At 45.0% G+C, this 24,249-nt stretch carries 21 protein-coding genes and 3 tRNA genes; 18 read left to right on the top strand and 6 right to left on the bottom strand.

The features are described from left to right. The first annotated feature begins 64 nt into the window (after positions 1-64). From AC51G0_RS12210 to AC51G0_RS12140, 15 genes are all read left to right on the top strand, one after another. Positions 65-2,041, top strand: a complete 1,977-nt coding sequence (locus AC51G0_RS12210) for a heme lyase CcmF/NrfE family subunit (RefSeq protein ID WP_496298748.1) — start codon at positions 65-67, stop codon at positions 2,039-2,041. 14 nt (positions 2,042-2,055) lie between these two features. After that, complete coding sequence (locus AC51G0_RS12205) at positions 2,056-2,592, top strand: DsbE family thiol:disulfide interchange protein (RefSeq protein ID WP_496298747.1); 537 nt, start codon at positions 2,056-2,058, stop codon at positions 2,590-2,592. Continuing rightward, a complete protein-coding gene (gene nrfF, locus AC51G0_RS12200) occupies positions 2,589-3,062 on the top strand; it encodes a heme lyase NrfEFG subunit NrfF (protein ID WP_496298745.1) in 474 nt (157 codons plus the stop codon). Before AC51G0_RS12205 ends, nrfF begins: the two co-directional genes overlap by 4 nt. A 362-nt stretch (positions 3,063-3,424) precedes the next feature. Then, the gene (locus AC51G0_RS12195) at positions 3,425-5,071 is read left to right on the top strand and encodes a tetratricopeptide repeat protein (protein WP_496298744.1); all 1,647 of its coding nucleotides are present in this window, start codon (positions 3,425-3,427) and stop codon (positions 5,069-5,071) included. Positions 5,072-5,725: 654 nt separating this feature from the next. Continuing rightward, positions 5,726-6,109 carry an SMU1112c/YaeR family gloxylase I-like metalloprotein gene (gloA2, locus tag AC51G0_RS12190; RefSeq protein WP_496298742.1) on the top strand — a complete coding sequence of 128 codons (384 nt, stop codon included), beginning with the start codon at positions 5,726-5,728 and terminating at the stop codon, positions 6,107-6,109. A 187-nt stretch (positions 6,110-6,296) separates the two neighbouring features. Beyond that, the gene (locus AC51G0_RS12185; protein ID WP_496298740.1) at positions 6,297-7,190 is read left to right on the top strand and encodes a sugar kinase; all 894 of its coding nucleotides are present in this window, start codon (positions 6,297-6,299) and stop codon (positions 7,188-7,190) included. An 18-nt stretch (positions 7,191-7,208) separates the two neighbouring features. Then, positions 7,209-7,841: a bifunctional 4-hydroxy-2-oxoglutarate aldolase/2-dehydro-3-deoxy-phosphogluconate aldolase gene (locus tag AC51G0_RS12180; protein ID WP_496298739.1), complete on the top strand. Its 633-nt coding sequence runs from the start codon at positions 7,209-7,211 to the stop codon at positions 7,839-7,841. A gap of 409 nt (positions 7,842-8,250) precedes the next feature. Beyond that, a tRNA-Cys gene (locus tag AC51G0_RS12175) sits at positions 8,251-8,324 on the top strand. A 15-nt stretch (positions 8,325-8,339) separates the two neighbouring features. Further along, positions 8,340-8,415, top strand: a tRNA-Gly gene (locus tag AC51G0_RS12170). Positions 8,416-8,558: 143 nt separating this feature from the next. Beyond that, positions 8,559-8,645: transfer RNA gene (locus AC51G0_RS12165), tRNA-Leu, on the top strand. 153 nt (positions 8,646-8,798) lie between these two features. Continuing rightward, the gene (locus tag AC51G0_RS12160; protein ID WP_496298738.1) at positions 8,799-9,539 is read left to right on the top strand and encodes a 5-oxoprolinase subunit PxpA; all 741 of its coding nucleotides are present in this window, start codon (positions 8,799-8,801) and stop codon (positions 9,537-9,539) included. Then, positions 9,536-10,243: a 5-oxoprolinase subunit PxpB gene (gene pxpB / locus AC51G0_RS12155; RefSeq protein WP_496298737.1), complete on the top strand. Its 708-nt coding sequence runs from the start codon at positions 9,536-9,538 to the stop codon at positions 10,241-10,243. The genes AC51G0_RS12160 and pxpB overlap by 4 nt, the downstream gene beginning before the upstream one ends. 11 nt (positions 10,244-10,254) lie before the next feature. Further along, positions 10,255-11,163 carry a 5-oxoprolinase subunit C family protein gene (locus tag AC51G0_RS12150; protein WP_496301933.1) on the top strand — a complete coding sequence of 303 codons (909 nt, stop codon included), beginning with the start codon at positions 10,255-10,257 and terminating at the stop codon, positions 11,161-11,163. A 23-nt stretch (positions 11,164-11,186) separates the two neighbouring features. After that, complete coding sequence (locus tag AC51G0_RS12145; RefSeq protein WP_496298736.1) at positions 11,187-11,747, top strand: gamma-glutamylcyclotransferase family protein; 561 nt, start codon at positions 11,187-11,189, stop codon at positions 11,745-11,747. Between the two features lie 19 nt (positions 11,748-11,766). Then, entirely contained in the window at positions 11,767-12,018 is a 252-nt protein-coding gene (locus AC51G0_RS12140) for a hypothetical protein (RefSeq protein ID WP_496298735.1), read from the top strand. A 22-nt stretch (positions 12,019-12,040) separates the two neighbouring features. On the opposite strand, the gene AC51G0_RS12135 is transcribed toward AC51G0_RS12140, so the two are convergent. Together AC51G0_RS12135 and AC51G0_RS12130 are read right to left on the bottom strand one after the other, a co-directional pair. Then, positions 12,041-12,799 carry a DUF3108 domain-containing protein gene (locus AC51G0_RS12135; protein ID WP_496298734.1) on the bottom strand — a complete coding sequence of 253 codons (759 nt, stop codon included), beginning with the start codon at positions 12,797-12,799 and terminating at the stop codon, positions 12,041-12,043. Between the two features lie 226 nt (positions 12,800-13,025). Beyond that, positions 13,026-14,573: a long-chain-fatty-acid--CoA ligase gene (locus AC51G0_RS12130; RefSeq protein WP_496298733.1), complete on the bottom strand. Its 1,548-nt coding sequence runs from the start codon at positions 14,571-14,573 to the stop codon at positions 13,026-13,028. A gap of 435 nt (positions 14,574-15,008) precedes the next feature. Between AC51G0_RS12130 and AC51G0_RS12125 the strand changes: the two genes are divergently transcribed. Together AC51G0_RS12125 and AC51G0_RS12120 are read left to right on the top strand one after the other, a co-directional pair. Continuing rightward, positions 15,009-15,224, top strand: coding sequence for a hypothetical protein (locus AC51G0_RS12125; RefSeq protein WP_496298732.1), 216 nt, complete (start codon positions 15,009-15,011; stop codon positions 15,222-15,224). 168 nt (positions 15,225-15,392) lie between these two features. Continuing rightward, positions 15,393-15,866: a DUF2947 domain-containing protein gene (locus tag AC51G0_RS12120; protein ID WP_496298731.1), complete on the top strand. Its 474-nt coding sequence runs from the start codon at positions 15,393-15,395 to the stop codon at positions 15,864-15,866. 73 nt (positions 15,867-15,939) lie between these two features. On the opposite strand, the gene AC51G0_RS12115 is transcribed toward AC51G0_RS12120, so the two are convergent. The 4 genes from AC51G0_RS12115 to AC51G0_RS12100 form a co-directional block, all read right to left on the bottom strand. Next, positions 15,940-17,943: a diguanylate cyclase domain-containing protein gene (locus AC51G0_RS12115; RefSeq protein ID WP_496298729.1), complete on the bottom strand. Its 2,004-nt coding sequence runs from the start codon at positions 17,941-17,943 to the stop codon at positions 15,940-15,942. Then, on the bottom strand, positions 17,936-18,505 hold the full coding sequence (locus tag AC51G0_RS12110; protein WP_496298727.1) for a YfiR family protein: 570 nt from the start codon (positions 18,503-18,505) through the stop codon (positions 17,936-17,938). Before AC51G0_RS12110 ends, AC51G0_RS12115 begins: the two co-directional genes overlap by 8 nt. Positions 18,506-18,866: 361 nt before the next feature. Beyond that, on the bottom strand, positions 18,867-19,706 hold the full coding sequence (locus AC51G0_RS12105) for a pirin family protein (protein ID WP_496298725.1): 840 nt from the start codon (positions 19,704-19,706) through the stop codon (positions 18,867-18,869). Positions 19,707-20,228: 522 nt separating this feature from the next. Further along, complete coding sequence (locus tag AC51G0_RS12100; protein ID WP_496298723.1) at positions 20,229-21,536, bottom strand: outer membrane protein transport protein; 1,308 nt, start codon at positions 21,534-21,536, stop codon at positions 20,229-20,231. Positions 21,537-22,254: 718 nt separating this feature from the next. Between AC51G0_RS12100 and AC51G0_RS12095 the strand changes: the two genes are divergently transcribed. Then, entirely contained in the window at positions 22,255-24,246 is a 1,992-nt protein-coding gene (locus tag AC51G0_RS12095) for a carboxylesterase family protein (RefSeq protein WP_496298721.1), read from the top strand. The last annotated feature ends 3 nt before the right edge of the window (positions 24,247-24,249 follow it).

Raw genomic sequence — 24,249 nt, 5'->3', positions numbered from 1 at the left:
AGGCAAGGCTGGCATTCTTGGGTTACAGGATGATGGTGGTAGGACAAATTTTTAAGGAAATTCAATGATCCCTGAAGTTGGACATTATGCATTAATACTGGGATTTGCTTTTGCGTTGCTGGGAGGGACAGTTCCAGTCGTCGGTTTATTAAAGAAGGATTCATACCTTATCCGCTATGCCTGGCCGTTAAGTTATGGCGCCTTTATCTTTATCGCTGTTGCTATCAGTTTGCTGGGCTACAGCTTTGCAACTGATGATTTTTCAGTTGCGTATATCGCCCAGCATTCCAATACACAACTGCCGTTGTTTTTTAAAATTGCCGCGGTATGGGGCGGGCATGAGGGGTCGTTTTTATTCTGGTTGTTTTCACTTTCGGCATGGATGGCAGCCGTTGCCTTTTGCTGCCGACAGCGTGATGAACGCTTTATTGCCAAGGTATTAGTGACTCTGGCTATCTTGACTGCAGTGTTCTGCCTGTTCCTCCTATTGGTGTCGAATCCGTTTTTGCGCCTACTTCCAGCACCTTTGGAAGGGCGGGATCTCAATCCGATGCTGCAGGATATTGGTTTGATTTTCCACCCACCTATGTTGTATCTCGGCTATGTCGGCTTTGCGGTGAGTTTTGCTTTTGCCATCGCGGCATTGACCACCAAAGATACCACCATACCGTGGGCGCGCTGGAGCCGACCATGGACAGTAGGCGCTTGGTTTTTTCTGACGGGCGGTATCTCGCTCGGATCGTGGTGGGCATACTATGAGCTTGGCTGGGGGGGCTGGTGGTTTTGGGATCCGGTAGAAAACGCCTCTTTAATGCCTTGGCTAACAGGAACGGCTTTGATGCATTCCTTAATCATTACCGAGCATCGTAAAGCACTGACAAGCTGGACGTTGTTGCTGGCCATTTTTACCTTTTCATTAAGCCTGCTTGGCACCTTTATCGTTCGTTCGGGCGTGCTAACCTCTGTTCATGCCTTTGCCGTTGATCCCACCCGTGGTATGACGCTACTTGCTATACTCGGGGCGCTGCTGATTATCTCGCTAACCCTATTCGCGATAAATATCGACCGATATAGTCACCCGAGCAAGTTTGGTTTTTTGTCGAAAGAGACCACATTCTTAGCAGGTAATAATTTACTCGCTGTTGCCACACTGACGATCTTGCTCGGAACATTTTACCCTATGGTCTTCCAGGCATTGGATCTGGGGAATATCTCTGTCGGGGCTCCTTATTTCAATACGCTGTTTGTACCGCTTAGCTTCCTGTTCTTTATCTTTATGGGGTTTGGCGTGCTGATCCGTTGGCACCGTGCGTCAACCGATGATTTGATCACCAGAAGTCTGGCTCCGATGTCGGTTTCAATCGTTCTCGGTGTTGCACTCTCCGTTTGGTTTGAGCGTGGTATTAACCTCGTTGTTTGTTTGTCATTTATTACGGCACTCTGGATTTCATTAACGGCAATACAGGCTTTTTACTTTCGAACAACAGCCTCAAGAGGGCGGAAAATGACGCTGTCTTCATTTAGGTTGTTAGCGATGGTGATTGCCCACTGCGGGGTCGCCGTGACGATTATTGGAGCTGTCCTGGTGAGTTACTATTCTGTAGAAACGAGCAATAAAATGGGGCCAGGTGATGTCCTCACTCTGGGTGACTACCAGTTTACTTACCGGGAAACAGAATTATTTATAGGGCCAAACTATACGGCAGAGCAGGCCAATATCGAAGTAAGCAAGGAGGGTCAGTTTGAAGCCATGATCCAGCCACAGCGTCGCCACTACACGGTTCGTACGATGAATATGAGTGAGCCGGGGATCAAATGGTATTGGAATGGCGACATTTATATCACTTTGGCAGAGAAACTGAACCGGACTGATTATGCTGTCAGGATACAATATAAGCCGTTTGTTCGCTGGTTATGGATTGGTAGCATTATGATGATGCTAGGTGGCGCCCTTGCTGTCTTGGCAAGATACAGGCTGAGAGCGGCACAGTTTAGTGAGAATAAAGTATTAGCCCCTGCAACAATTGTTGTTTGGAAATAGTGACGGAGATAATAATGAAAATAAGCCGTTTTCTCCCTTTGGTTTTTGTCCTGTTAGCTGGCAGTGTCATTATTATGGCAATGCAAGCCCAAAGCACAGTTGCAACGTCGCCGTTGCAGGGGAGGGCTGTGCCGGAGTTCAACCTTGGCAGCCTTGAGCAAGATCAGCTGACATTGACAGAGGCCTCACTGACAGGACAGGTTCAATTGCTGAATGTCTGGGCATCATGGTGCGGTATTTGTAAGTCTGAACACCCATTCTTGATGGATTTGGCAAAGCAAGGGCAGGTAAAAATTATTGGACTCAACTATCGAGATGAGCGCCAGGCGGCACTGGAGGAATTAGCCCGTGCGGGGAACCCTTACCGAGCAGTAATCTTTGACCCGAAAGGGAGCCTGGCCATTGATTTAGGGGTGTATGGTACACCTGAAAGTTATCTTGTTGATCAACATGGCGTGATCCGCCACCGCTATGTTGGAGCACTAACCCCTAAAATCTGGGAGCAGGAGTTTGCCCCGGTTATTAAGCAGCTATCAGGTGCCACATTATGATGCAGTTTTTATCGGTAAAGCGATGGTGGCATGTGGGCGTAAGTATTCTGCTTGTGGGTTGGCTTGGCTGGGTTGCCCCGGTATATAGCCAGGTTCAGCAGGTGTTTGTAGCTGCTGAGAGTGGATTAGTGGAGTCGGTAGAGACGTTCCAATTTCGTACTGCGGTTGATCAGACGCGGGCAATTGCCTTATCACGGAACTTACGTTGCCCACAATGCCAAAACCAAAACTTAATTGAATCCAATTCGCCCGTTGCTAAAGACCTGCGTTTAAAGGTTTATCAGATGGTCGATCAAGGTAAATCTGATAATGAAGTTGTGGAGTATATGACCAGTCGTTTTGGTGACTTTGTTCTTTATAAACCAAAATTTGAACCTAAAACATACCTTCTTTGGGGAGGGCCAATATTACTATTTATAATATTTGGCTGTATTGCCTACTTGACGATTCGGCGGCAAGTGAAAAGATAATTGTTATTTCTATAACAAATGTGATCTCCAATTAGTTTAATATTAAAAAGATGGGCTTTTGCCCATCTTTTTATACTTTTGAGGTAGACGAAATAATCCTAAATTTATAAAAACCTCATCCCTTATAAGATTTAACACTTAGCTATAATCACCTATCAGCAAAAGATAATGAAATCAATTGCTGTCAAGGCATATATGTCTGCCAGATCACATCGGATCAGTATAATGTTTGATTTAGTGATAACGGCTATTGTATTAAATTTTTGTGGTTGTATTGTGTTGCATATGCCTGTTTTTCTTTACTACTCTTTATTGAAGAGGGAGCTTATCTGCTAGGTAAATAACTTTGGAGGATTGCAAAGTTGATCACTGGTAAGAAATATTTGTTGATAGATGACTGCAATACTGCCATTTCGTTGATGCGCTCGATGTTGAATGCACATGGTATCTCTAATGACAATATTGACAGTACCATGGATAGTCTCAAAGCTATTCGCCTGTTAGCGACCCATCACTACGATATCGTAATTAGTGACTATAACATGCGTCACCATATTGACGGCGGACTTATTTTTGACGAAGTTAAACAACGTCAACTCCTCCCTAGTGATGGCGTATTTATGTGTGTCACGGGTGATAATACCCAGCAAGTCGTATCACATTTTATTGAATTAGAGCCCGATGATTATTTGACCAAGCCTTTTTCTGCCGAAGTGTTTGTTGGCCGTATAAATATGGTATCGGCACGGAAGTCAGCTTTGTATCCCTTATTATTATCTGTCGATAATAAAGAGTATCAAACCGCGCTTGGCCTTTGTCAGCGGTTTAAAGTATCTCACCCTCAATATAAAGGGTATATAGATAGAATTCATGGGGATTGTTTATTGCGCTCGGAACGCCATCAGGAAGCAAAACAGTTTTATGAGGAAGCCTGTAAACAGACTGATCATTCATGGCCAAGAATTGGTCTTGGGCAGGCACTTAAAGGATTAGGAGACCTTAAACAAGCAGAAGCTGTATTCCAGGAAGTATTGGCTAGACACCCCAAACAGCCATTAGCGAGAAAACACTTGGCTGGTTGCCTGATTGCATCTGATCGGGTACCTGAAGCGCTTGAGCAATTTCATTTGTTACATAAGGTTAACCCGGCTAATCCATTACGTGAGCTTGTTATTGCCAACTTATACGCAGTTTTGCACCAGCATGAAAAAGCAGCAATTGGCTATCAGCGGTTTATTAGCAAAGTTTCAGGGACAAATCGTTATAGTTACGGCGTTTATATCAATATTGCCATCTCATTAATGCTTGCTAGCATCTATACCGAGGATAGTGCTGAACATCTAGAGCTTGTCAATGAGGCGAGGCACAGTATCCATGAGCAGAATGTGTTGGGTGATACGGAAAAAGAGCGCTACGAAAGTGAAATATGCTCATTGGTAGGTGTGGCTGTTTTGGCTTGCCTACATGGTGAAATTGAAAGTTGCTTTACAATTGTCAGTAAGATAAATATTCAAGACAAGCCTATTGATGATTACTATGCCGTTTTGAATATAGCCAGGCTATATGGTTTTTGTGGTATGCCGGAACAATATGAGAAAGCGATGCAGATAGCTCGAAAACTCTGTGTACAAGCTGATGATGATGTTTTGATACAAAGCCAGGTTAAGCTGCTTGAAGCATGTCATACCGAAATCAACCTACGCCTAAAAGAAGGGGGAGAGTTAGTTGAGCAAGCTTTTGAAAAGCGCAATGCTAATAAAGCAACAGCTGCTATTGAAGATGCCTACCGTGCCTTTCATATGGTTCCTTTTCATTACAAGCTATGCTTTTTGATTCTTGAACTGACAGCATTAGCCACCCCTTCTTTTTTAAGTGCTTCTGAAGTAAGAGGTGTGATTACATCCTGTTACTGGGTCTATCGAAATGATACACGACCAAGCAAGGAAGAGGTCTTTAAAGCGGATAAGCTTTATAAATTAGCATTGAGGCGCCTAGATAAAGCGGCGTAGTTATCGTTACAATTAGTGGACATAACTTGTGCCTTATCTATGGCTATTGAATTGCTGCATCTTTTATCATTTAGACGTTAGTTTTATTTTGTTGATCAGATTGTCGTTGTTTATTGTTAAGAGCGTCATCCATGATGAGCCATATCTTTTTTATCTTTTTTATCTTTTTTATCTTTTAATATGATAATGGGTTATATAGTGTGAAAGTTATTGTAGGTTTTAATTAGAGCGCCATCACGATTTGTAGGCCTCAATTCATTCATATGCTGATGTTGAATTAATTGTATTTACCTCATGCAGAAGTAATGTTTACATAAAATATTAGATAATTGCGCAATTGTTTATACATGATTTAATGTACTTCGATTTTGTTCGTTGACCTTTTAACTCAATATGAGCTGCTAAGTTAATTTCTTGATGCCTATATATGTGAAAAGGAGCTCACTATGGCTCCTTTTGATTTAGTACGGTAGAAAAGAGTTAGCGTTATGAAATGTTGATAGTTTAAGTCAGGTTCAAGGAGGTAGCATGCGTCAACAATATTATTTTCGTCAATCGGAGCAGGGGCTTCTTGCTTGGGATTGATCCTGATACTCTTTCGTACCGAACAAGTCCGTTGACTAAGCGGCAGTTAGTTAAAAGGAATAAAAATTCATGCTAAAAGGGTTACACCATGCAGCGATTATCTGTGCTGACTATGCGAAGTCGAAACATTTTTATGTGGAAATCCTTGGCTTGTCTGTGATTGCCGAAAACTACCGAGAAGCCCGAGATTCATACAAGCTGGATCTACAGCTGCCTGATGGGAGCCAGGTTGAGCTGTTTTCGTTTCCTTCACCACCGCCAAGGCCCAGCTTTCCAGAGGCCAGAGGTTTACGGCACCTAGCCTTTGTAGTTGAGTCTGTTGAAGCCTTTGTGGATCACCTAGTCAATTGTCATGTTGAAGTTGAGCCGATCCGGATTGATGAGTATACCGGTAAGAAGTACACCTTTTTTCAAGACCCAGATGGACTACCGTTAGAGCTGTATGAAGGATGAGACGAGAGTTTGGTGGTGCAAAGCCTTGCTACACAGTAGTAATTTGAAGGCTGCAAAATAATTCTCTAAAAGTTGTCTGAATGCAGACCTTTATGGTGCAGTAAGGTTTGCAACATCCGTTAGGCTTTTAATTAAGCGCAGACAAAACGAGGGTGGTAGCGTGAAAATAGCTTTTTTTGGAGAGTGCATGATCGAACTGAGTGGTCAGCCTCTGCAACGGACTTTTGGTGGCGATACACTCAATACAGCGCTTTACCTAGCTCGACTGGGATCTTCACGGCAACTAGTGGTCAGTTACGCGACAGCATTGGGTGTCGATAACATCAGCCAAGACATGCTAGGAGCATGGCAGGCTGAAGGGATTGATACCCATATGGTGCGAAAATTGAAGAACAAACTGCCGGGGATCTACCTTGTTGAAACTGAGCCAAGTGGCGAGCGCCATTTCCACTATTGGCGTAATGATAGTGCAGCCAAATTTTATTTCTCGGAACTATGGTCACCCCTAGAGCAGGCTATAGACGAGCATCGTTTTGATGCGCTCTATATCAGTGGGGTGAGCCTTGCTATTTTGGCCGAAGAAGCAAAAGCAGTATTAATTACGTTGTTAGATAAGCATAAAGCCAATGGCGGAAAGGTACTGTTTGATAATAATTTCCGGCCGCAGTTATGGACATCGAAACAAGCCCAGTATTGGTACTCACAGGTTTTGCCATTTGTTGATATTGCTCTGATCACCGAAGGTGATGACCGCTTGGTCTGGGGAAACGGTGATATTGTTGGACGGTGCCAGGATTTTGGTTGCCAGGAAATTGTGATTAAGCGGGGAAGTGAGCCTTGCAAGATAGTTACCAAACTTCAGGCAGATCAACCAGAGACTGTTTATGTCGCTGCCAATATCATTGATAATGTAATTGATACCTGCGCGGCCGGTGATTCATTTGCCGCTGGCTATTTGGCAGGTCGGCTGAGCGGCGTTTCGGAGACCGCTGCTGCAGAATTAGGCCACCACTTGGCGTCGATTGTCATTCAATATCCAGGTGCAATTATTCCGTCTGATGCAATGAAAGAGTTAATGTAATTGAAGGAACATAAATTAATGTCTCAGCAACTGATCGAAAAGTTAAAAGCATTCAAAGTTATTCCAGTTATTCAAATCAATAATGTTGAGCAAGCGGTTCCACTGGCCAAAACGCTGGTGGAAAATGGCCTGCCTGTCGCCGAGGTAACTTTTCGGACAGAGGCCGCTGAACAATCTATTCGCCTGATGCGTGAAGCGTATCCAGATATGTGTATTGGTGCCGGGACGGTACTCAATGCCGAGCAGGTTGACCGGGCCAAAGCCGCAGGTGCGGAGTTTGTGGTAGCCCCAGGGTTAAATCCAAACACAGTTCGTTATTGCCAAGAGCAAGAGATCCCGATGGTGCCGGGGGTCAATAACCCTAGCCAGATTGAACAAGCTTTAGAGTTGGGACTGACATTTTTGAAGTTCTTCCCGGCAGAAGCCTCAGGGGGGATCAATATGATTAAATCCCTGCTGGCACCGTATGTTGATATTGCCATGATGCCGACAGGTGGTATAGGTAAAGCCAATGTCTGTGATTACCTGGCGATAGATCGTGTACATTGCTGTGGCGGGACTTGGATGGTGGCGCCGAAGCTGATTGAGTCGGGTGATTGGGATGAAATAGGCCGATTGGTACGCGAAGCGGTAGAGTTGGTCAATAGCTAGGTAACCGTATAGTAGAGACATGAGAGCCACTTTGCATTGCAGAGTGGCTTTTTTGATATTGGCATTAGCATAAGTTACCTAGATGGGTGCATTAGGAATTTGTAGAGAGATACCGCGTTGAAGCGATCTCAAGAGTGAGAAAGAGATATATAGCGTTTTTGGCTAATTGTATGAAACTAAAAAGACGCTTTTTAGTGGCTTATGGATACTTATGACTTGATAGTGTGAAAAGCTAGATGGGCATAAAGGTGATTATTCGAGCTAAAAGCTTATATAAATAGAGCAATTGCGCATAATTCAAGCAAACAAAAGGAATTCTTGTATTTTACTGTTGACTCATGAGATGCAATACGTAGAATGCACCACATACCGCAGCGGGGAGGCCCGATAAGCGGTTAGGAAAAATGATGGCGCGTTGGCAGAGTGGCTATGCAGCGGATTGCAAATCCGTGGACCTCGGTTCGACTCCGGGACGCGCCTCCATCCTTTTCCAACTATGCGACACTAGCTCAGCTGGTAGAGCGCAACCTTGCCAAGGTTGAGGTCACGAGTTCGAACCTCGTGTGTCGCTCCAGTTTTAAGTGATGTGGTTTGCACACGAGTAACTTCGTGTATCTAGCCTGCCGCGTCGCTACAAATTTTGAGATGTTGATTAAATCAATATCAAAGATGGTGTCTAACTAAATCAGTTACGAGCACCGCAATCCAGAATTGCGTGCCCTGGTGGTGGAATTGGTAGACACAAGGGATTTAAAATCCCTCGACGTTCGCGTTGTGCCGGTTCAAGTCCGGCCCGGGGCACCATCTCATTAAAAGGCTTACCGAAAGGTAAGCCTTTTTTCGTTCTCTCGCCTTCAGATCTTTTCGCTAATTTCACTCTAATTGATTACTGTTTAGTTTATGTATAAGGTTAAATTAATCAGATTAGTGTAACTATTTCATAGGCAAGGATCCGCGATGAAATTGAACTGTGATATGGGTGAAAGCTTTGGTACCTGGCAAATGGGCAATGACCATGCGGTGATGCCTTGGATCGATATGGCCAATATTGCCTGCGGTTTTCACGCTTCCGATCCGGATGTGATGGCGAAAACTGTTTCTTGGGCACTCTCGCACCAGGTCGACATTGGTGCTCACCCTGGATACGACGATAAAGTAGGCTTTGGTCGTCGCAGTATTCCCCATTCTTTGTCCTCTATTACCCAGCTAGTGGCTTATCAGGCCGGTGCGCTAGAGGCGATCTGCCAGCTACAGGGCGGCCAGATCAACTACATCAAGCCTCATGGCGCGCTCTATAACGATATGATGGGCAATAAGGCTATCTTCGAAGCGATTGTTGAAGCTGTCGCAGGTTTGAACCTGAAGCGTCAAATAGCGCTCAAGCTGGTGGTGCTAGCCAAAACGGATAATCGCCAATACTTGAAAATTGCCAAGCGCCATCATGTCGAGCTGTTGCAAGAGGCATTTGCTGACCGGGCTTATGATGATAGCGGCTCACTTGTTGCTAGAACTGAGCCTGGAGCGGTTTATCATGACGCCGCCCAGATCAAACAGCAGGTTATTGAACTGGCCGAAGGACGGGTAACAACGATGTCGGGCAAGACACTCACTTTGAAAGCAGATACGGTATGCGTTCATGGTGATAACGACGAATCCATTGCCACCATAGCTGCCCTACATAAGGTGCTCAATCCATGATTCGAGTTGAGCCTGTGTCAGAAACTAGCTTGATGGTATATTTTGGTGAGCATATTGATACGCAACTGACGCAGCGTATTGGGTTGTTAGCCCAGTACTTAAAAGAGGCTTATCCCAAGTCGCTGGTTGAAGTTATTCCATCTTATACGTCTCTTTTTGTCCAGTATCACCCCCGCCAGATAACATACCGCACCTTGCAAAATGCGATTATGCAGTATGCCCCGCAACTGGCCCAGGCTATACCTGCCAATGAGCCTCATGCCGGTAAGCTGATCACTTTGCCCGTTTATTACCATCAGGATGTTGGGCCGGATTTATTGGCGGTGGCCAGCAAGACAGGATTAACGCCTGAGCAGGTCATTCAGTGCCATAGCCAACGTCTCTATACCGTGTGTGCAATTGGTTTTGCGCCGGGGTTTGCTTTTTTGGCGTCGGTTGATCCCCTGGTTGCAACCCCAAGGCACGCAGAGCCAAGGCTGAAAATCCCGGCAGGAAGCGTCGGGATCGCCAATGACCAAACGGCGGTCTATCCGGCAGAGTCTCCAGGAGGCTGGCAAATTATAGGTAACTGCCCGCAGCAGCTGTTTTCCCCGGACCAGCAACCGATGACACCGTTCAAGGTTGGCGACCGGGTGAAATTTGAACCCATTGACAGAGATAAGTTCATACAGTTAGGAGGTGGTATTTGGCCTCATTGGAAGTAATACACCCTGGCATGCTAACGCTGATCCAGGATATCGGGCGGTTGGGCGTCGGCGATCAGGGCTTGAGCCAGGGCGGCGCAGTAGATCTGCATGCCTACTGTTGGGCTAATTACCTGGTTGGCAATGCAATGGGCTGCCCACAGCTTGAAATCACTTTAGGAAAGGCATGCTTTAAGGCCCATGGTGATGTGATCTGTGCGATCACCGGGGCCGATATGTCAGCGACTGTAGATGGTGAACCAATTTCCCCCTGGCAAAGCTTCCTGATAAGGGAAGGACAGGAGCTTAAGTTTTCCTTCCCACGAGCTGGCTTGCGTGCCTACCTGGCGGTTAAGGGCGGTCTTAAAGTCCCAAGGGTGCTTGGCAGTAGCTCTGCAGTAACACGCAACAGCATGGGCGGGATTGACTCCGGAAGGGCCTTGCAGCTGGCAGATAGGCTGGAAGTAGAGAATACTTTCACGGAAGGGGCCGACTTTGAACCCCTACAGTCACCAACCCGGTATATTCCGGATTATTCAGCACCGATACAATTGCGGGTTATTGAATCGTACCAGTGCGACCATTTTTCTTCTGGGGCAAAGCAGCTATTTTACCAGGGGGCCTATAAAGTAACTCAACAGACGGATCGTATGGGCTGTCGGTTGGAAGGCCCGGCCGTTACCGGAAATATTGACGGAATTATTTCTGAGGCTATCGCTTACGGAGCAATCCAAATTCCCCCTAATGGCCAGCCGATTGTGTTGCTCAATGATCGCCAGACCTTGGGAGGATACCCTAAACTAGGTTGTATAGCTCGGGTTGATATGCCTAAGCTGGCGCAGGCGATGCCTGGCAAAGAGGTAAGGTTCATAAAAGGGGACTTGGAGATCCTGCAACAAGAGTGGCAGCACTTTTCCCTCTTTTTTGGTTTGCCCATTTAGGGAGAGTTAGTAGAGGAGCACGCATGTATATATTTGGATATGGAAGTTTAATCAATCGCCATTCTCGCCAGTTAACGGGCCAAACAGGCAAGGCTGTTCCAGCGGTTGTGAACGGCTTGCAGCGCCAATGGGGCAAAGTTGATGGTCGTTATAAAATTGCACCTCTGGTTGCGGCAGTTGGCGAGGGGCACTGCAATGGGGTCTTAGTCAACGTTGGCTGTGACTCTCTGGCGGAGTTCGATCAAAGAGAGAAAGGCTATCGGCGCATTGAGTTGGACCCGATGCAGGTCGTTGTAAGTGGCGAGGCGACGTTGAGCGATCCTATCTGGGCTTATGTGAGGGTTAACCCCGACGCTCCTTGTGAACTGCAACCAATCATGCAGACTTATGTGGACACCGTTTTAGCTGGATGTTTGTCTATCTCTGAACAATTTGCCAAAACATTTGTTGAAACGACCCAAGGCTGGCATCATCCGTTGGAAAATGACCGCCAACAGCCGAAGTATGGCAATCTAGCTGGGGTGCTAGATGAACAATTGACGCAGATTGACCGCTTGATTGCCGATGTCCGCAGTCCCATTTAAAGGTACAAACTGACCAAATATGGCAAAACCAAACAAGAAAGGCCCGACCAAAACCGTCGATGTGTTTTGCGCCGGTTGTAAAACTCAACTGTTCAAATATCGAAAAGGGGGCAAAGGTGCCCTGGTTAAGTGTTTCAAGGAAAGGATAAGTAAAGACTATACGCTACAACCGTGTACCTGCCCAAACTGCCAGGTTGTATTCGCCCGTGATACGCTTGTTCGCGGTGCGCCGACCTTTAAAATGATTGGTGGAAAGGTAACAATGAAGTAATCACGATTGTGATTGGCTGCTGTTATTGTTTTTCTGCCGTTTTTAGTGGGTTTGCCCGCGGGCACTGAATGCTTTGACGTTTTAGTATCGCTTTTAGGTTGAGGATCTTGCGTTTATAGGTTGCTTTCACAAGCTGGTAGTCAATATCAGGTGCAAACCACATCACCAGTTTGCGATCGCTTTTACGAACTTGCTCCACCCTGAATGTATTTATGCGACCAAAGTTTGTATCGATTTTCTCTTCTCGCTTTACTTCAAAATAATAGTGATCGATGTCGTCGGTATCTTGTAATTTGAAATTAAAGCTCTTTTTCCCTTCGATTAAATTAAGCCTGATTTGGCTGCCAACGGCATCGCCATCGCGTATTGGGATATCATTGCTGCTAAAGTTTAGTGTTTTGCCATCACTTCGTATCGATGATTGACGCCCGTCGGCACTAAAGGTTGCAGAGGTTTTTCCTGCCAGCAGGCCAGTGATTTTACGCGTAAAAGACTGGGTTAAAAACGAGTTTTGCGCTTCGGACCAGTAGACTTTGCTGTCTTGCTTGAGTTTGCTTTTGGTCACCATCACATTGACTTTGCTGTATGAATGGATATCGACGCTATTGCCTCGCCATTTGAGCGTTCGGGTAAGATGGCCAATTTTATGGCCGCTGAAATATAAATCGTAGGTAAATTCTTTGGTGCATTGATGGAGTGCCGGGGAGGGGACGGCAAAGAGCAGTGATGAATATAACCAGGTACCGAGCCACAAAAAAATCATTGCCAACTGCGTTTTCACCCAACCCCCACTAGACAGCGACTGTCTTACTGTATATCTGTAAAACGTTAGCAGGGAGAGCAGGATTGCGCAAAGAGTAGACGGTGTTTCGCCTGTGTTCTGGAAAGAATTAGATTGTTGTTTGAGCGTTTATAGAGGCAGGCTGCAAGCAGCCTGCATTAGTATTGTTGATGCTATCAGTAACGAGGAAAGGTCACTGTTCAGCACTTATTTTAGGAGTGTATCCTTAGTGCAGCAATCGCTTCAGGATTTTACCCGTCGCTGTCATTGGTAGGGCATCGACAATTTCTACTTGACGAGGATATTTATAATCAGCTAAGCGCTCACGCCCCCAGGCAACAAATGCTTTATTGGTGGTTGTTGCCTCTTCCTTTAGCACGATAAAGGCTTTTACTTCCTCACCGTAGGTTTTGTGCGGTACGCCAATAACGGCAACCAGGTGGACATCGGGATGAGTCATGAAGGTTTCTTCAATATCACGAGGATAAATATTATATCCACCCTTGATAATAACTTCTTTCAGGCGGTCGACCACATAGACATAACCGTCTTCATCCATACGTACGATGTCACCGGTATGCAACCAGCCATCGACCACCGTTTTTGCGGTCTCTTCAGGTTTCTTGTAATACCCTTTCATGACGTTATGGCCACGGATCAGTAGCTCGCCCTCTTTTCCTTGAGGAACTTCGTTACCTTTGTCATCAACCACCTTCATGGTGACGCCTGGCAGCGGTTGACCAATACTGCCTGGCTTGCGCTCATATTCCAGGTGGTTAAAAGCTGCTACCGGCGACGATTCGGATAGGCCATAGCCTTCGATCACTGGTACATTTAGCTTGGCCTCGAATTGCTTCAGAATTTCCACAGGCATCGACGCGCCGCCAGAAATAGCCACTTTCAAAGTGGCAGCTATTTCCTTGATGTGGTCACTGGCATGCTTTTCGGTAAAGGCCAGTAGGCCAATAAACATTGTGGGTACGCCAGCAATATGAGTGACTTTGTGCTGGTGCATTTGCTGCATGACGGTTTTGGGTACGAAACGCGGGATCAGTACCAGGGCGCTGCCAGCAAGGATTGAGGTATTCATGATCAGTGACTGGCCAAAGGTATGGAACAAGGGCAGGATCGCCATGCTCACATCGGTTCCTTTCTGGTTAGTCAGGGCCTGGCAGGCTTGTGCGTTGCACAACATATTGCTCTGGCTTAACTCGGCGCCTTTTGCTCTACCCGTTGTTCCTGAGGTGTAGAGGATCACACAGGTATCTTCTGCGGCTCTGTAGACAGCATCGAAATTGGTCTCAGGTGACTGCAGCCACTGATTGAAGCGGTGGGCATCTTGAGGGATAGGTGTGCCATTGCCCTCAGACTCAATCAGGATATAGTGCAAGCAGCTATCTGTCTGGCTGAATCCTTCGTAACAGTACTCCCCGCATGGTAGGGCGCTGTTGCCCTGAAAACTAATAAGTGCAACGGCATCGGAATCATCCAGGTGGTATGCGACCTCGGGCCCTTTTAGCATCACATTTAACGGAACGGTAATCGCTCCGATTTTTTGAATAGCATAATAACCAACCACAAAAGCCGGGGTGTTTGGGCATGAAATCGCCACTTTATCATCAGGTTTAATACCAAGCTTAACCAGTTGGTTAGCAACTTGGTTTACCATGACATTGAGCTGTTGGTAGCTGGTGGCTTCATCCTGAAATATGAGAGCGGTATTGTTACCCCTGAAGGTGGCATTGCGTTCTAGGTTGGTGGCGAGGTTATACATAGTTATCTGTTCTTATATTGGTGCAGCAACGGCCGGCATTATTGAGGCGGCTCATCGTGTTGAATAGCAACAGTATGATGTGCCATTTTCTGAAGCGTGTATTGTAATGCATTGGCTCAGAAAAACTGCTTTTATGATTGCAAAATTGATACAGGGCATGAAACTCCCGGTTTGCTCTAATCTATGAGATTGTGGTTTACGATAAAAAGATGAAAGTTTTCTTTCAAAATAACTCATTAATTATTAATGAGTTAGTGGATATGTGATTTTCTTGTCGATGAGGCAGGGTTAGGACTGGCTACTAACATTTTGAATTTATTTTGTTTTTTATACGACGTATTACTGAATAATTATGACGGTTTGATGATGGAAAGTTGACGATTTGCGGACTCACTCCTATTTTTAGTTGGGTTTAACTGAGAGAGGTTAGGTGCAATGAAAAAAATGAATTCGGCATATCGTTTACAGATCATCAAAGAAGTGGCCACGAGAAAACGCCTGGTGGATCGGGGGGATCCGATGGCCTGCCATATCTCTCAGTTATTAGATGAACAAAGTCAAACATCACCGGTGGCAGAAAAACAGTTTAGTGGCTGTCATTATGATGCGCATATTGGTGGTTGGGTCAGCAACTTCTGGGATGCTAAATAATTGATACGAGAAAAGGAGCCGGTTGATTGATAATGTTTACATCGTCCCCGGTTCCTATTGAGGTGCTTCCTTCCGCTGTACCAATTTCACGATGAAATGAGCCTGAATACTGGAACAAAGTGATCGACTAAGGTACATTGCCCCGTCAATGTTTTGTTAGGTCGACGAATGAACTACGTAGAGTTAGATAGCTATTCCCGCAAGTGGATTTTTACCCACGCCTCTATGCCTGTCGAGGCAGCTGATTTAGAGCAGATTAAACCCTTTACCCAAGCACGTTCAGCACAGATTTGGCGAGAGCATATTAGCAGCCAGAGCGCAGATGCCGATCACTTTGAGAAAGGCGATTGGGCACATGAACAGAAAATATGGTCTGAATCGGTCGACTGGCAGCAGGCCTGGGATAGTGATGACATTGACCTACCACTCGAACTGCTTGAGTTTATTGATTGGGAAGATAACACCACGGTATTTTTCTGCTACGAAAAGTATAATGTGATTGAGACCAAGTGGGGCGTGTTCAAGCGAAACTGGAAGAACTTTTTGTTTTTTGATGACGGCCCTATTTTAATCGGTCGTAAAAAATCACAGGCACTTTGGTTCAACTCGAATGGTACATTTAAGTGTGCAAAACGTAGCTAACTACGCCATCGAGTCGCGTCACTCCTATTAGTCGGAGTGGCGCAGTTGACTGTGCCATGGTTGAGGGGGGGCTCTAGTCTTGCTTGAATGGGTTGAACTCGATAATCTGCCCTTTGCCAGAGAGCTTCGCACTATACATCGCTTTATCTGCCCGCCGTAAAATATCATCCACGTCCTGATATTCACCAGCAAAAACATAGTAACAACCAATACTGGCACCTACGTTGAGTTGCGTTTTTTTGCCTAAATTCATCGGCTCTTTAATCCTTGATAATATTCGTTTGCAGGTTAGCGTTACATCAGCCCGGCTATTGGCGGGGTTGATTATCGTCACAAACTCATCGCCAGCTAAACGGGCGACCAGGTCGCTTCTACGTACGGTGCGGATCAGTCGTTCAGCAATGATTTTGAGTACCTTATCCCCGGCGTTATGACCATAACTGTCATTGACTGCCTTAAAGTCATCAAGGTCGATAAATAAGACTGCAAATATGGCTGAGCTTGTTTGTTGTTTTGTGAGTTGATGTTTTAATTCCTGTCGTAACTTGCTGCGGTTGGCCAGGTTGGTTAATGGGTCATGGGTGGCAAGGTGTTCTAACCGTTGCATCTTCTTCATCGAACGTAGATCTGAGGCAATGACGACAGTTTGAACCTCCTTGCTATGGCTGTCTTGTATGTTGTTTATTCGTACAAACAAAGGAATGTAGGAACCGTCTTTGCACAGCTGATTCATCTCACCTTGCCAGTGCTTTGCAGTTTTGAGGGCCTGGCGAATAGATAACTCCATTTTGCTGTAGGTGGCTAAATCAAGTAGCTTATGGAAGTGCTGCCCGATGACTTCATCCGCTTTGTAACCGAGAAACTGGCTGAAAGCAGGATTGACCATGTTTATTTTTCCTGAGTCGCTTAAAAGCAAGATTGCATCCTGGCTACAATCGAAGATTTTAGCTGCCATCTGCTGTTGTCTCGCTGCTTGTTGCCTCTTGGTCACATCCTCAATGGCAAAGAGTGTTTGTTTTCGGTGTACCAGTGGGCGGCTGACTATCTGATAGGTGCGCGCCTGGCCTGTTGAGGCTGCACCCATAATTAAAGTGTGGTCGAGCTGAATTTGCCCCTCGAGTACCTCCTTAAGTTGTTGTTTAAACGTACCAGGGTGCTCGCAATGTAATATATCAATGAAATTTAGGCCACGTGCTTTTGCTGCCGGAAGGCCGAGTACATCAAGGCAAGCATCATTGGCTAAGGTGACTTTTCCCTGGTGATCAACCACGAGCAAAGCATGTTGAACGGTGCGGATAACGTCGTCAGCAAACGCTTTTTCTTCACCAAGCTGGCTTAGTGCTGCTTGGATCCTGGTATCTCGCTCGTTGAGCCTATCTTGCATACTGTTAAAGCAGCTAACCAGTTCGCCGAGCTCATCATAGGTTTGTGCCTGCGGACGAAATGGTATCGGGCTTTCATCCTTGATAATCCGGGTCATGGCTTGGTTTAGTTGAGTGATCGGTTGGATAACCCAGTATTGCACTCGATTCACGATATAGGCACTAATAACAAATAAGGCGAGCAGTAAGAAAAAGCTGATTTTGAAGTGAGTAAGGCGCATTTCCTTTAGTGTTTTCAAAGATACTGCGATATGCATATGGGCGATAGGTTCGCCATTCAGCATGATAGGTACAATGAGATAAAGCATCTCGGAACCAAAATGGTAACTCTGTGCTGAAACCTGGTGTTGTTGATTGGATGAAGGGGAAGTGAATTCAATTTCGTCATTGATATACTGTACAAATAAGCTGTGATCAGGGTGCTCAAGGCGGACTCGGGCAACGAGAGGATCCGCTTTGAAGGCTGACAGAATTTCAGCACCAATGATCCTATCATCAAATAAAACGGCCGCGGTTAGGTTCATACCGACACCTTCAGCGAGCACCTGGGTTCGCCTTAGCAGGTTTTCTTTTTCTATATCTAAATAGCTTTGATAGGTGACGAATTGGAAGCTGACTAATATCAATAAGATAAAACTCATTACTGGAATTGAAAGCCGTTGGCTTAGTGATAGGCGGTCGATAAACTTACTCACGCACGCCTCCAGTGAGATCTGATGGCAGCAACGCTATTCTTAATAATTGAGAGCTAATAGTTAGCTGACCCCGTTTAACATTATCCAAAGCGATTGCAGGTTTAACCCGTTTTTTTACGGAGCGAAGCTCTATCATTCCGCCGTTTTGAAGAAAGTGCTGACTATCACTTACTGTAAGCATTCCTGCATAAAGGGGGATCTTTTTTAAAAGTCGCGACCTGTTTGCGGTGATATACAGTATTTCACAGCTACCGATGGCATCATCGATGTTGTTCAATGCGGTGATGGAAGCAGGCGTGCTTGTCTGATTTTTTTTGTTGATGAGTTGCTGCAGGGTGACGGTAACCCTGTCTCTGCCTAAGGTACAAAAACGAATTGATACTGGCTGGGAACCCGCCCATCGTACGAAGTTGGCGAAGTGGTAAACATACATTGCCTTCATCTTGTGACTGGTGAGGTTAGCATTATTTTTAGCTGCGGTATCAGCCTGTGAATAGGTAGAGAAGAGAAGGCAGCAAAAGGTACATAGGCACCACAGCTTCGGGGAAAAACGACATGCCATTAATAACGGCCACTTATTCGCAATGGCTGTTAGCCTGCTGTGAAAGATAGCCGGAAATCGAATACTGCTAATGAAGGCGAATATCATAAGACCTACCAAGGTGCGAGAAAGTGGGCGGCATCCTTTAGTCGATAAATGTATTATCAAATCTCACCGTATCCTTGTGCTTAACCGCTGGCCCGCTGCCCCTGCTTAAACAGGCAGGCTTAGTATGAATATAGCTATAGCTGGTATTAATCCGAAGCTCACTTTTGCCGATCTTATAGATTGTAATTCCAAAGCCATAGTTACCCGCCCAAACGAGCTGCAATATAGCGAAGGTTATATAGGCTAGGCGGGTGAAGGTACTTACACGCTGTTCTTACAAGCCATCAAATTTTTTTGATGCCATTAGCTGCTCAATTTTTTGCGTGCTCAGTGACATGTTAATTGTTGAGGAGTGAACTGAACTCCCCGATGAAATTAAAGGCTGGTGTAAGGGCTCACCTAATGAAACAAAGAGTCGGGCCCCAATGCTGCCTGTTCTGATTTCCAATGGTAGCGAAGAGGGGTGTAGGGTACCCATTTGGTGAGGATGAAGCTGGTTGCCACTGATATAGGCTCGTCCGGACCGGAGATAAATGAATCCTGTTGTTTGTTTCTTGTCAGGTTCAAAGTGCCAAACACCATAAGGTGCAATCATGATATCGAGGTAAGTGACAGCAATACTGTATTGAATTGGGCTGATTGAGTCTTTGTAGCGACCAATAAGAACCTTGGTGGTGGAATCGGTTTCCTCTACCAGTGGGATCTGGTGGGATGAAACGTTAATACTTGAGGCATCGGCCATCTCTGATTGACCCGCCGGTAGTGCAGTCCATAAGCTAAAAGATTCTACTCGGCCATCTTGCGGGGTCATTGTGTCTTTGTGAATGATCCCATTACCTGATGTCATAACATGGATATCACCGCTTGCAAGGGTGACATGGCTGCCTGAAGAGTCTAAGTGCCTTAACCTCCCCGTTACAGGGTAACTAATTGCGTCCACGCCAGAGTGGCCGTGATAGTCGAGCCCGGTGTTAAGAAGAATTTCTTTGGCTTCAAAGTGATCCCACAGCACAAATGGGTCAAGTTCATGGATGTTATCAGCATTGATAAATGCCGTGATAGCTCCTGTTTTTTGGCCGTAGCGGATCTTATTTATCTTTTTAGTATTTTTCATGATCAAATACCAATTGCTATGGTGATCTGATTTGCCATCTAATACATACAATAGAGCCTGGTAACGATTCTACAGGCCTTCATATTAATGAGACTGGCCTTAATAATGTGTTTTAATGATTAAATCTTAGACCTAAGACTCTGAATAGCTCAAGGCTAAATGGGAATAAAAGTGTCTGCAAATTGATACATATACCCAAGCTACCTCAAGATGCAGGGTTCAGAGTGAGACCAGCGTGCTCAGTTCAAGGAAAATAGCGGTAGGAATGGCAATCCCATTCAACGTTATTTGACACAGAAATGGGTTCGCTGGCTCACTCCCAAAGGGCGAGTTTACTTGGCTCCTATGCGTTGTTACCGATTATTAATTTAGAGCCACTAGATTTTCAAATCGGTGCCTAGCCTGCGCGGCCCGACCTAGTAGCCAAGTAATTCTCGCTGAAGTGAGTATCTTGAGGTAGCTTGGGTATATAGAAAAGCCCTCGTTACGAGGGCTTAGAACGGTGAGCTGCTAACCGTTGGCTTAGAAAGAGCGGCTGTACTGAAGGCCGAGTAGGATTGCATCAGCACGGGTTGTTGCCCCTGTGATTGATGGCGCATCCAAGCCAGGAACCAATTCTTCGTTGAAAGTGACGTCTTGGCCTATGAGATAAGTAAAGCCAAAATCGATGCTCTCTTTGGTATCGAAGTGGTAACTAAAGCCGGCTGAGAGCCACTGACGGTCGGAATCAGGGATTGAGATAGATTTAAGCTCGTCGGTTGCCGCAATATCATACATATAGCCGGCACGCAGGATCCAGTCGTTGTTTAGGTAGTAAGTACCGCCAACAGAGACATGTCCTGCATCTTTCCATTGATACTGTTTGTCGATTCCGGCAATGTGCAGGGTATCAAAGGCACTCCAGCCTACCCACTGAAGGCTATAATGGGCGGCAAATTGTTCTGTCAGGCGGTGGTAGCCTGAGAACTCGGCAATATCTGGCAGCGGGAGATCGATGGTATCGATTTTATTTCCGCTATCGGCAATAGAGTGTACGTCACCTTTGGCTTCAACCGTTGGGCTGAAACGGTAGCTTAAGCCGAAACGGTGATTTTCATTAACTTCATATACCATACCCGTATTCCAGCCTAGCGCGATGCCAGAGGCTTCAACATCAATGATATTTCTCTTTAGATCAGAGCAAAGGCCTGTGTTTTTGCCACTGATAGCGAGACAAGCTTCTGCATCAAGATCGCGCTTGATATTACCGACACCATAAATAATATCCAAACCGGCACCGAAGCTCAGGCTTTCATTTAGGCGGTATGAAACGCTAGTGCCTAAGTTCATACTTTTTACACTGGTGGTACCACCAAAAACAGAGGCCGCAAAGTCATCTTCAAACTCGGTCGCCGTGCCAAAATTTGAGTAAAGCGACACGCCCCATGCCCATTTGTTATTTAGAGGGACGACCAAATGAAGGTTGGGTACAAAGGAAGTACCACCGATTCCATCGGTACCAGAAATATCGTGCTGGTTGGATTCAACAGCAAGAACCTCGCTACCGTTAGTGATAATACTAGGCTGGTTATACGTCCCTTCTTTAACGCTGACATCTGTAGCGATGACATTAAAACCTAATGAAAAGTTGCTCTCTTTGAAAAGTGCCATTGCAGCAGGGTTGCGTGCGGCAACCGAAGCATTATCGGCAATGACAGCATCGCCGGCGAAAGCTCGACCAAGGCCAGTAGCGGATTGGCTGTTGAGTTGGAAACCTGCTGCCAGTGAAGGGGCAGATGATAGTGCAATGGCTGATAAGACAGCACAAGATAACAGACGCTTCTTGAACATAATTAGGCTTATTTTAGTTTGAATAATAAATAGAGCTGACGAGTGTCAATAATGGGCGGGATTTTAGGTATTGAATTTATTAAAACAAATCAGACCAGTGTGAAAATAATAAAAAAAGCAAAATATGAAAATAATGATAACGATCTATGTTTATAAATGGTTGCTGTTATTTGCTTCGTGTATGCTTTGTCTCTCTGTGTTTGTGTTGGTTAATTAAATCAACGTAATAACTAGTTTCTATTAGTTAACTTTCTGAGTGTTATTATATGCTTTAATCTCGATTTTAGGAATGTCGATATTTTTCTTTATATGAAATGCAGGGCTGTGGTGTGTTATTGTTTAGTGTGTTGCTATTTATTTGATTGATGATTAATGGTTTCTTGTTGAGTAATTGTGTATTGGTATTGGCTTGATTTATTTAACTGCTTATGATGTTATGCTGGGGTTTTTATTGTGGTTTAATAAATGACCTAATTAGCGCTGTGACTTATTGTTGCTCTCTTTGCGATTTAAAGTATTTATGTTTGTTGTATTCCACTAGTAATGTTTAAACTTTATAACAACGTCTGACCAGATTAATTGATGTTTTATTTGTTTTTCATTTGGTTATAATTCTGAAAAATTTTAACGCCTGCTCTTTAAAATATATAGACATTGCTAAAAGGCGTTGTTCGTTTGATATGACGAACCTAACAAGAAGCCAGAAAAGATACTTATAATGAAGTTTAAAAAACAATCCCTGATTGCTGCAGCCATTGCTCTTTCTCTAACAGCCTGTAATAAAGACAGTGTGATTCAAGATGATAAAATCGATCGAGTTGAATACGTAACTGTGACAACTAATAATGGTGCGACACTAACCGGTCTGGTAGAAGAAGATGGTCGGGTTGAGTCGTTTAAAGGTATTCAATATGCGACCAGTCATCGTTTTGAGCACAGTAAAACTAAGACGCTTGATGGCGACCTTGATGCAACTCAGTTCGGTGCGATTTGCCCGCAATTAGGCACAACGGCTGAACAGCAGGCTGAGAATTGTTTGCACCTTAACATCTGGCGTCCGAAAGATAGCCAACCATCAGATAACCTGCCTGTTTATGTTTTCATTCACGGTGGATCGTTTGAAAGTGGTTCTGGCTCAGCACCACTAAACCACGGTGACACTATCGTTGCTCAAGGTGCGGAAGGCGGTAATCCGTTTATCTCGGTATCGATTAACTACCGTTTGGGCCTATTAGGTAGTTTGTGGACCGAAGATGCGCAGGGCGGTAACTATGGTATTGGCGACCAAAAAAGAGCACTTGAGTGGATAAACCAGAATATTGCAGATTTTGGTGGTAACCCTGATGACGTGACGGTATTTGGTGAAAGTGCAGGGGCGATGTCGATTGGTATTTTGCAGCAAGATACCAATGTTGCAGGTTCATACTACCAGCGCGCCATTATGCAGAGTAACCCGTATGGCATAGCTTACAAAAACTATGGCTCAGCGGAGAGTATGAAAAAGAGTTTTGGCGCATATATTAATGAGAATAAGGAACTCTTTGAGGGCAAAGCGCTTGAGGATCTTTCTCTTGCCCAGCTCAAAAAAGTACAAGCGCATGCCAAAGAACCCTCTGAGTTGCTTAATGGCTTGGTTATGTACTCGCCAGCTACTGCAGGCTTCTTGCCGTTTGCACCGTATATTGAACAAAAAAGAGATAAAAAAGATAACATTATAAATGCAGGGTATCATGTTACCCATCAACCATTAAAAACGCAGTTTAACGTTCCTACCGTGGTTGGTTTTAACAGTGATGAGTCGAATATATTCACTTCGATGATAGATATGCTGTTCTATTACAATGTGACGGTGGTTGATAAAGAGAGTGGTGAGCGAGTCCCACTATTTTTGTCTGATACACCTCTTGATAAGACGATTAATATCGCAAATCAAAAGGGACAAGTTATCACTGTATTAAACATCTTGATTACTAAATCTTATGTTGATGGTACTCCAGATCTTAGAAGAAAGCTCAAGGAGTTAAAAGCTGAAGTCCAGTTATTACCTGATGATGCACGTATTCGACAAAACTTATACCCAATCTTTACCCGGATATTTTTGGGTCTAATGAATAATACCGCCAAAGACGTGTTAGCGATTGAAGACTATAAGCCTGCCGATGATCACCTTCTGTCCGGTGCATCGACAAATGTGGCTAACATTCGAAAGCTGGCAAACGATATGCTGTTTACTTGTGCGGCTCGCCAGGTTGTTAAAAAGCAGACTCAGCCAACGACCCTGTATCATTTTGACTATGCACCAAGCTTTAATATTTGGCCGATGGGCGGCGGTTTGTCAGATAAGCTAGCATCATTAAGTTGCATGGAAACAGACGGTTCGGGTAAAGCGTGTCATGCTGCTGAGCTACCGTTTGTATTTAATAAGTCAGTAGATATCACTGGTGACAAAGTCTATACCACCAAAGCTGATCGCAGTTTAATGGATCGTATGTCTAGAAAGTGGTTTAAGAAAGAGTTGTTCTCAACAGCAGTCTATCAGGCTGTGAATGATGTCGATAATGTATTGCTGATCGATCATGAAGGTAACTTCATGGAAAAAAATCATTGGGATAAAGAACTAAACGCGGGTATTGATTCGGCAGTGGGAACGGATTACGGCCGTTGTGATACCCTAGAGAAAGAAAACCTATTGTTTAACTATATTCAGTGAGTT

The sequence above is a fragment of the Photobacterium sp. HL06 genome (genome assembly GCF_059552575.1).
This window is presented reverse-complemented; position numbering and strand designations above follow the sequence as displayed.